The 7,394-nt window shown below is 61.1% G+C and carries 7 protein-coding genes, 1 pseudogene and 1 riboswitch; of the genes and pseudogenes, 7 read left to right on the top strand and 1 reads right to left on the bottom strand.

Annotated elements, in window-relative coordinates:
* Positions 1-20: 20 nt before the first annotated feature.
* The 6 genes from INT40_RS15285 to INT40_RS15310 all read left to right on the top strand — a co-directional run bounded on the left by INT40_RS15285 (position 21) and on the right by INT40_RS15310 (position 5,544).
* A complete protein-coding gene (locus INT40_RS15285; protein WP_193096439.1) occupies positions 21-845 on the top strand; it encodes an ATP-binding cassette domain-containing protein in 825 nt (274 codons plus the stop codon).
* Entirely contained in the window at positions 842-2,053 is a 1,212-nt protein-coding gene (locus INT40_RS15290) for a sugar ABC transporter permease (RefSeq protein ID WP_101574160.1), read from the top strand. The genes INT40_RS15285 and INT40_RS15290 overlap by 4 nt, the downstream gene beginning before the upstream one ends.
* Before the next feature lie 167 nt (positions 2,054-2,220).
* Positions 2,221-2,324, top strand: a riboswitch (TPP riboswitch).
* Complete coding sequence (thiM, locus tag INT40_RS15295) at positions 2,312-3,148, top strand: hydroxyethylthiazole kinase (RefSeq protein ID WP_101574159.1); 837 nt, start codon at positions 2,312-2,314, stop codon at positions 3,146-3,148. Its footprint overlaps the riboswitch before it by 13 nt.
* Positions 3,145-3,888: a thiamine phosphate synthase gene (gene thiE / locus INT40_RS15300; RefSeq protein WP_193096440.1), complete on the top strand. Its 744-nt coding sequence runs from the start codon at positions 3,145-3,147 to the stop codon at positions 3,886-3,888. Before thiM ends, thiE begins: the two co-directional genes overlap by 4 nt.
* Positions 3,885-4,751, top strand: a complete 867-nt coding sequence (thiD, locus tag INT40_RS15305; RefSeq protein ID WP_193096441.1) for a bifunctional hydroxymethylpyrimidine kinase/phosphomethylpyrimidine kinase — start codon at positions 3,885-3,887, stop codon at positions 4,749-4,751. Before thiE ends, thiD begins: the two co-directional genes overlap by 4 nt.
* Before the next feature lie 61 nt (positions 4,752-4,812).
* A complete protein-coding gene (locus INT40_RS15310) occupies positions 4,813-5,544 on the top strand; it encodes a TenA family protein (protein ID WP_193096442.1) in 732 nt (243 codons plus the stop codon).
* Positions 5,545-5,639: 95 nt separating this feature from the next.
* Here the strand turns inward: INT40_RS15310 and INT40_RS15315 are convergent, their stop codons facing one another.
* Positions 5,640-6,155 carry a DUF1648 domain-containing protein gene (locus INT40_RS15315; RefSeq protein WP_193096443.1) on the bottom strand — a complete coding sequence of 172 codons (516 nt, stop codon included), beginning with the start codon at positions 6,153-6,155 and terminating at the stop codon, positions 5,640-5,642.
* Between the two features lie 703 nt (positions 6,156-6,858).
* Between INT40_RS15315 and INT40_RS15320 the strand changes: the two are divergent.
* Positions 6,859-7,394, top strand: a pseudogene (locus tag INT40_RS15320) (HNH endonuclease); the annotation flags it as partial.

Here is a 7,394-nt window from a genome sequence, read left to right on the forward strand (position 1 = left end):
AAATCGGCGAGTAGGAACATATGAATTCTCAACCCAACGATCCGGCGCCCGCGCAGCAGCGGGTGCCGGAGCCCGGCGCCGATCCAGTCCTCGAGCTGCGCGGGATCAACAAACGATTCGGTGCGGTCCAGGCGCTGACCGATATCAACCTCACCATCGGCCGCGGCGAGGTCGTCGGACTCGTCGGCGACAACGGCGCCGGCAAGTCGACTCTTATCAAGGTCATTGCCGGAGTCCATGGCTGCGACGAAGGTGAGATCATCATGAACGGGATCTCTCAGAAGTTCGCGTCGCCGAAGGATGCACAAACGGCCGGTGTCGCCACGGTTTTCCAGGATCTTTCCCTGTGCGAAAATCTCGACGTGGTGGCCAACCTCTTCCTCGGACACGAGGCTACACGCGGTGGTGTCCTCGACGAGGTGGCCATGGAGGCGAAATCTTGGGAGCTGTTGCGCAGTCTCTCGGCGAAAATACCAAGCGTGAGGGTGCCCATCGCTGCGCTCTCCGGCGGACAACGTCAGACTGTTGCGATCGCCAGGTCCCTCCTCGGCGATCCTTCGATCGTGATGCTGGACGAGCCGACGGCAGCGCTCGGCGTCGCGCAGACTGCGGAGGTCCTCAATCTCATCGAGCGTCTGCGTGAACGAGACCTCGGGGTGCTGTTGGTCAGTCACAACATGGCTGATGTTCAGGCTGTGGCTGACCGTGTACACGTGCTGCGCCTGGGCAAGGATGCCGGTGACTTCCCCGGTGACGAACGCACGGACGTGCTTGTGGCAGCGATCACCGGTGCCAGCGACAATGTCGTGACCCAAAGGGCCACGCGAAGAGGAGAGCGCCGATGACCCGCAACTCATTCATCACGGACTCTCGGCTTTCGCACGAGGGATTCTTCTCGACCTTCCTACGACGCGTCAAGGAGGGCCAACTCGGTTCGCTTCCGGTGATCATTGCCCTTGTCGTCATCATCATCGTGTTCCAATCAGCGAACGACAAGTTCCTCTCTCCCGCCAACCTCGTCAATCTCTCATCAACGGTTGCCTACATTGCGATTCTCGCTCTGGGCATCAACTTGATTCTGTTGCTTGGCGAGATCGATCTGTCATTGGCGCAGTTGGGTGGGCTCGCAGCGTCACTGCTGGGAGTCCTTGTCGTCAGACAAGGAGTTCCGCCTCTGATCGCACTCGTCATCATGCTGGTGTTGGGTCTGGTTGTCGGAGCGATCCAGGGGTGGTTCTTTGCGGTGGTCGGCATCCCGGCCTTCGTTGTCACCCTGGCTGGATTGTTGGCTTTCACCGGACTGACTCTGACGACGCTGGGTGTGCAGAAGAATCTGTCGATGTCTGGTACATTCGCCTTTGACTTTGCGAACTTCTACTTTCCGGCGATTTGGGCTTATGTGTTCGGCGCAGTCGCGGTGATCGGCTTCGGAGCAGGTATCGTCTCGTCGAAACTGCGTCGCCAAGCGGCAGGACTCGACAACCCTAGCTGGACCTCGGTGACAGTGCGCATCGTGCTGCTGGCAGTGATCGTGTTTGGCTTCCTCATCCTCGTCAACCAGGACTTCGGCCTTGTGTTGCCCTTCTTGCTCATGCTGGTCATTGCGATTTCCATTGACCTAGTACTGCGCAAAACCCGCTACGGAAGATCGATCTACGCTGTCGGCGGCAAGGTCGAGGCAGCCAGGCGTGCAGGCATCCAGGTGACGTGGGTGAGAATCAGCGTTTTCATGGCCGCCGGTACCCTCGCAGCTCTTTTCGGCTTCATCAAGGCAGGTGTCAACTCGAACGCGGGTTCGACGTTGGTGACCACGCAGGATCTGCTCAATGCGATCGCTGCGGCAGTCATCGGCGGCACCTCGTTGTTCGGTGGACGCGGCACAGCCTGGGCTGCAGTGCTCGGTGCACTGGTCGTCGGTGCGATCAACAACGGTCTCTATCTCATCGGCTTCAACTCCGATGCCCAGCTGATCATCACCGCACTCGTCCTTCTCGCTGCTGTTGTCATCGATGCCCTCAGCCGCCGCGGACAGAGGTACGTAGGACGAGGTTGATGCCACCCGCACCGAGCGGACCACTTAGCATTGACCGGCGACGTTACAAAGTCGCCGGTCAATGCTAAGTGGTCCGCTCGATGAGTCTTCGTTGGGTAGACCCAGTTGCAGGGAGGCGGGGCGAGCATTCCAGCTCGCTCCGCCTCTGTCGTGCTGATACAGTCGAAGCCAATGACATGGGGTGCCTCGTGAACATGAAGCGCGGCTGAGAGAACACCCATCGAACCTGATCTGGGCCATACTAGCGAAGGGATCGTCATGGTTGACTTCGACCTGCGTTCTGCGCACGAGCATATGCGTGCGAGCAATCCACTTATCCAATGCATCACGAACACCGTCGTGCAGCAATTCAGCGCCAACGTGCTTCTGGCCATCGGCGCCGCACCGGCGATGCTCGACCACGAGGCCGATGCTGCACAGTTCACGCGCATCGCCAGCGGACTGCTGGTCAACTTCGGAACCGCCACGAACCAGCAGTTCCTTGCCGCCGATGCCGCCATCGACGCAGCCAACGAAGACTCCAAGCCGTGGGTTCTTGACCCGGTGAGCATCGGAGCCGTCGATTTTCGGACCACCCGAATCCGCCGTGCCGCAGCCTCGGGACCTACCGCGATTCGCGGAAACGCCTCCGAGATCGCGGCCTTGGCCGGAGTCGGGGTGGGCGGTCGAGGCGTCGACTCCACCGACGAAGTTGATGCTGTGATTCCTGCCGCTGCCGAACTGGCGCGGTCGACCGGAGCCATCGTCGCGGTCTCAGGACCCAGGGACGCGATCGTCGCCCATATCGACGGAGTCGATCATGTCGCCCGCCTCGACGGGGGCCACTCTTATATGCCGCTGGTCATCGGCACCGGGTGTTCACTCGGCGCAGTCACCGCCGCGTACCTCGTCGGAGCAACGACCGCCTCGGCGAGGTTCGATGCTGTGATCGCCGCCCATGCGCACTTCAAGGTTGCCGGTGAAAGAGCTGCAACTGGTGCCAAGGGCCCCGGCAGCTATTCGGTGAACTTCCTCGACGCGCTGTACACGCTCGACGCGAAGCAGCTGGCGGGCGCACAGATCGAGGCCGACACCTTTGAAGGATCACAGTCATGAGCGAAGCCAGCTACGAAGCCAACTACGAAGCCAGCTACGAAGCAAACTCCCGTCTGGCGGGCATCGACACTCGGCTCTACCTCGTCACCGACTCGGTTCAGTGCCGGGAGGCCGGACGCAGTGTCGCTGAAACCGTCCGCGAGGCAGTTGCCGGGGGAGTCGGGATCGTTCAGGTCCGGGACAAGGACATCGACGATGACGCCTTCTACACCCTGGCACGCGAGGTCATCGCCGCCGTCGGCAGCGCAACAGCCGATACAAACCGTCGCGTACCCGTCGTCCTCAATGACCGCGTCGCCGTCGCCCAACGGCTCCTTGCCGAGGGCGTGCACGTCGACATCCACGTCGGGCAATCAGACACACCTGTCGAGGAAGTGCGCGAACTCGTCGGTCCAGAAACCCTCATCGGGCTCTCCGCGGCCAACGGTGCCGAATTCTCTGCTGCCCGGGAATCGGGAGTCGTCGACCTCGTCGGAATCGGGCCCGTCTACGACACCACGACGAAGACCGACGCACCCGACGGGATCGGTCCCGACCGCCTCAGCGAGCTTGTGGATCTGGCAGGGTTGCCTGCTGTTGCCATCGGTGGGATCAGCACCGCGCGTGCTGCCGAATTGCGAGGTCGGGGCCTGATCGGTATCTGCGTGGTCTCCGCGATCTGCCGTGCCCAGGACCCACGTGCCGCGGCAAGGCAGCTTCTCGCAGAATTCGGCGATGGCCAGGCGGAGGCAACTCAGTGACCACCCGACCACCCATTGCGCTGTCCATTGCCGGCACCGACCCCAGCGGGGGAGCCGGCATCCACGCAGACCTCAAGACCTTCACAGCTCGCGGGGTGCTGGGCACCACTGCAATCACCGCGCTCGTCGCGCAGAACACCCACGGTGTCTCCCAGGTCTACGGAATCGACGATGCCTTCGTCTCTGACCAGCTCGACAGCGTATTGAATGACATGCCCGTCGACGCCACCAAATCGGGGATGCTCGGCTCACGCTCACTTGTGGAACTCGTGGTCGCACGGGCGGCGGGGAGCCAGCTGGGCTTCTACACCGTGGACCCGGTCATGGTCGCAACCTCCGGGCACCGCCTCCTCGAGGTCGATGCCGTGGCTGCCGTCCGTGATCACCTGCTCCCGGTCTCGGACCTCATCACCCCGAACCTGCCCGAGGCGGCACTGCTGATCGGCGATGACGAACCCGTGGCCCAGAACCCGCAGGAGATGTTGGACCAGGCCAAACAGTTGCTCGCTCGCGGGCCTCGCGCGGTGCTGCTCAAGGGCGGACACGCGATCGAGGGCGATGTCGCCGACGTTCTCGTCACCGCCGAAGGCACCGTCACCGACTTCACCCACCCACGGGTGGACACCCCGAACACCCATGGCACCGGGTGCACATTGTCGGCCGCGATCACCGCCGAGGTGGCTGTGCTCAAGCGTGAACGTGCAGTGGCCGACGTGAGTGCGGACCTTCTACACGAAGCCGTCGACAACGCACTGAACTATCTGGCCCGCGCCCTGAAATCTGCCGCGAACTGGCAGGTCAGCCTAGACCCGAAGGGTGCTCATGGGCCCGTCGATCACCAGGTCGACATCGTCCGGAGCTGACCCCAACACACCAACATTCCTCGGGGCCCGGATGAGGGTCCCACGAAGTCAGGAGACACAGATGTCGACAGATTTTTCCGCAGGACCTCAGACCATTCAGCTGTGGGATCGTGTGCGCCCGATCGTCGAGCAGATTGAGCGTTTGCCATTTCTGGGCCAGCTGGCCGAGGGCAGCCTCGAGGTGAAAGCCTTCACGAACTACATCATTCAAGACGGTATCTACCTCACCGGCTACGCGAAGGCGATGTCCTTCCTGGCAGCCGGGGCCGATGACCGGGACGAAGCACGATTCTGGGCCAGCTCCGCCGCCGAGGCCATCAGTGTTGAAGAGGAGATGCACGGTGAACTGCTTGCCGATCCTCGCCTGGCCGCAGCCCACGATGAGCTCGTCAGCGGTGGTGCCGGTTTCAAGGCCTCACCTACCACATTGGGCTACGTGTCCTACCTCGTCGCGACCGCAGCCAGCCGCTCCTACGGTGAAGGCGTGGCCGGAGTCCTGCCGTGCTTCTGGGTGTACGCGCACATGGGCAAGGTCCTCGTCGAACGGGCCGGTCAGATGAGTGCCGATCACCCTTACCGCACCTGGGTCCAGACCTACGATTCACCCGAATTCGATGAGTCGACCCGGCAGGCAGTGCAGCTGCTTGAGCAGGAGCTCACCGATGCCCCCGCCGAGGTGGCCGCAAGAATGCGTGCCACGTTCGAGCAGGCATGTGTGTACGAACTCCACTTCTGGGCCTCGGCACATGCCATGCAGGACTGGGACGCTGCAGTGTTCGTGCCGCAGAGCTGAGAGCCGTTCGACGGTGAGTGCCCTTCGACGGTGACGGGACCGGCCGGAAGTATGGGTCGAAAGTGCGGGTCGGTTCTTTCCGAGTTGCGGCCGGCCTACTGTTCCGGTTCAGTCTGCGGTTTGGGATTACGTTCGTCCCTGCCGTCGGGTTTGAGCTGGCGAAGGAGATTCCACATCGCGATGGCGACGACCACGAGGAACACACCGGTCGGGAGGAACAGAAGGGCTTCCGGCCACGATCTGCTGATTCCGACCTTGAGCGTCTGTGCCAGAGACAAAGTAAACAGCAGGGCACAGGCACCAGCGGTGATTCGCATGAACTCCATCAGACAGTCGAAAAGGTAGTCACGCTCACCGCGTTTCAGCCAGTAGTCCTTGTGAGGGACGTTGACGAGACCGATCGGCAGTTTCTCGTAGATTTGGCGGATCGAGAGGAGCGCTGGGATGCCCACTCCCAGTGGGACGAGCCACGCCATGACTTCGCCCTTTTGCGACCAATCATCGGGTTGACCATTCGCGCCCGAATGGCTTGGAGCCTGGTCGGGTGCATTGAACCAGAGCCACACTGCAAAGCCGACGAACACCAGAATCGACAGCACTGCAAAGAGCAATGCTGCGACTCCTGGTCGACGGGACGGGCGCTGGTTTAGGTTCGGGTTTGTCGAGGAAGGCACCCTGTCACTCTATCCGTCCATTCAGTCATAGGACTACAGGCGGTGCAGGTTCAGGCCCGATGGCTCCCGGGAGGATCGTCGGCGATCCCTGTTCTTGGACCGAGCGATCCCATCGCATGCCAACCGCGACGCAATGTGGTCCACAGGAGGACATGGTCAACTTCCATAAGGGGCACGCGGTCATGTCTCGGGCAGGCAAATCGTCCGACGAAGAACACGATTGTTGTGAAACACACACCGATGACAAACAGAATAAGCAGATCCATGACGGCCCCCTCACACCCGACTCGAATGCTTGATTCCATCTTCTCTCCAAAACACCAAGAAAGATAGGGCCACCTCACAACAAGTGGACCGCATGCCACACCTGCTTCCTGTCTTACGTATGCACTCGAGGCGATGGTCTATTGCAGGTACGTGAGATCAGAATGCGTGGTGACCACAAGGCAGCGATGCTGCGATTAGTGTTCGGATCGTTGACCTGGGGTGTTGTGATGCTTTCGTGTTTTTTTGCTCATCAATAGGTATGAAAATAAAAGAATAAACGAAATAAAATCGAAACTCAAGGGTCAAAACGGGCGAACTGGGTGTATAGTTAGAGGAAGAGCAACGACGATGTTGGCGAATGGACTTCAGTACCATGACTCTCACCCCCGACCGCACACCACGAAACCCGGAAGAGCGTGACCCACGCCCCGGTACCGGTGATGCCGTAGCGGGGGACGATGCGGCATCTGGCGCGGCTGAGGCTTCGTCTTCAGCAGACGGGTCGCCGTCATTGTTCGACCAGCTCAAAGACTCCGACCTCGACCTCACCGGCCACCCCCTGGCGAAGAAGTTCGAATCCCTCGCAGCCGTACCTATGGGCGACCATGATGACCCGATTGATCAGGGTCAGGAGGGTGAGTCGAGTGGTCAGGGTGCTGCCGATGATCAGGGTGAGGTGGGCACCGATATTTCGGTAGCCGCTGATGACAACGAGACCGAGGGAGTCAGCGACGTTACCGAGCCGTTGACTGGCGATGGCTTCGCTGCGGCCAGTCCGGCTCCGACTCTCGGTGCTTCAGCTGACAACCCAGTCTCTGATGCCAGCAGTCCCAGTCCTCACCCTTTGCTGTCGAGTGAAGAGTGGACGGATCTTGCACGCTTCGCTCCCGAAGTCACGACCAGTCTCAC

The organism is Brevibacterium sp. FME17 (genome assembly GCF_014897515.1).
In the GTDB taxonomy this organism is placed as follows: Bacteria; Actinomycetota; Actinomycetes; order Actinomycetales; family Brevibacteriaceae; genus Brevibacterium.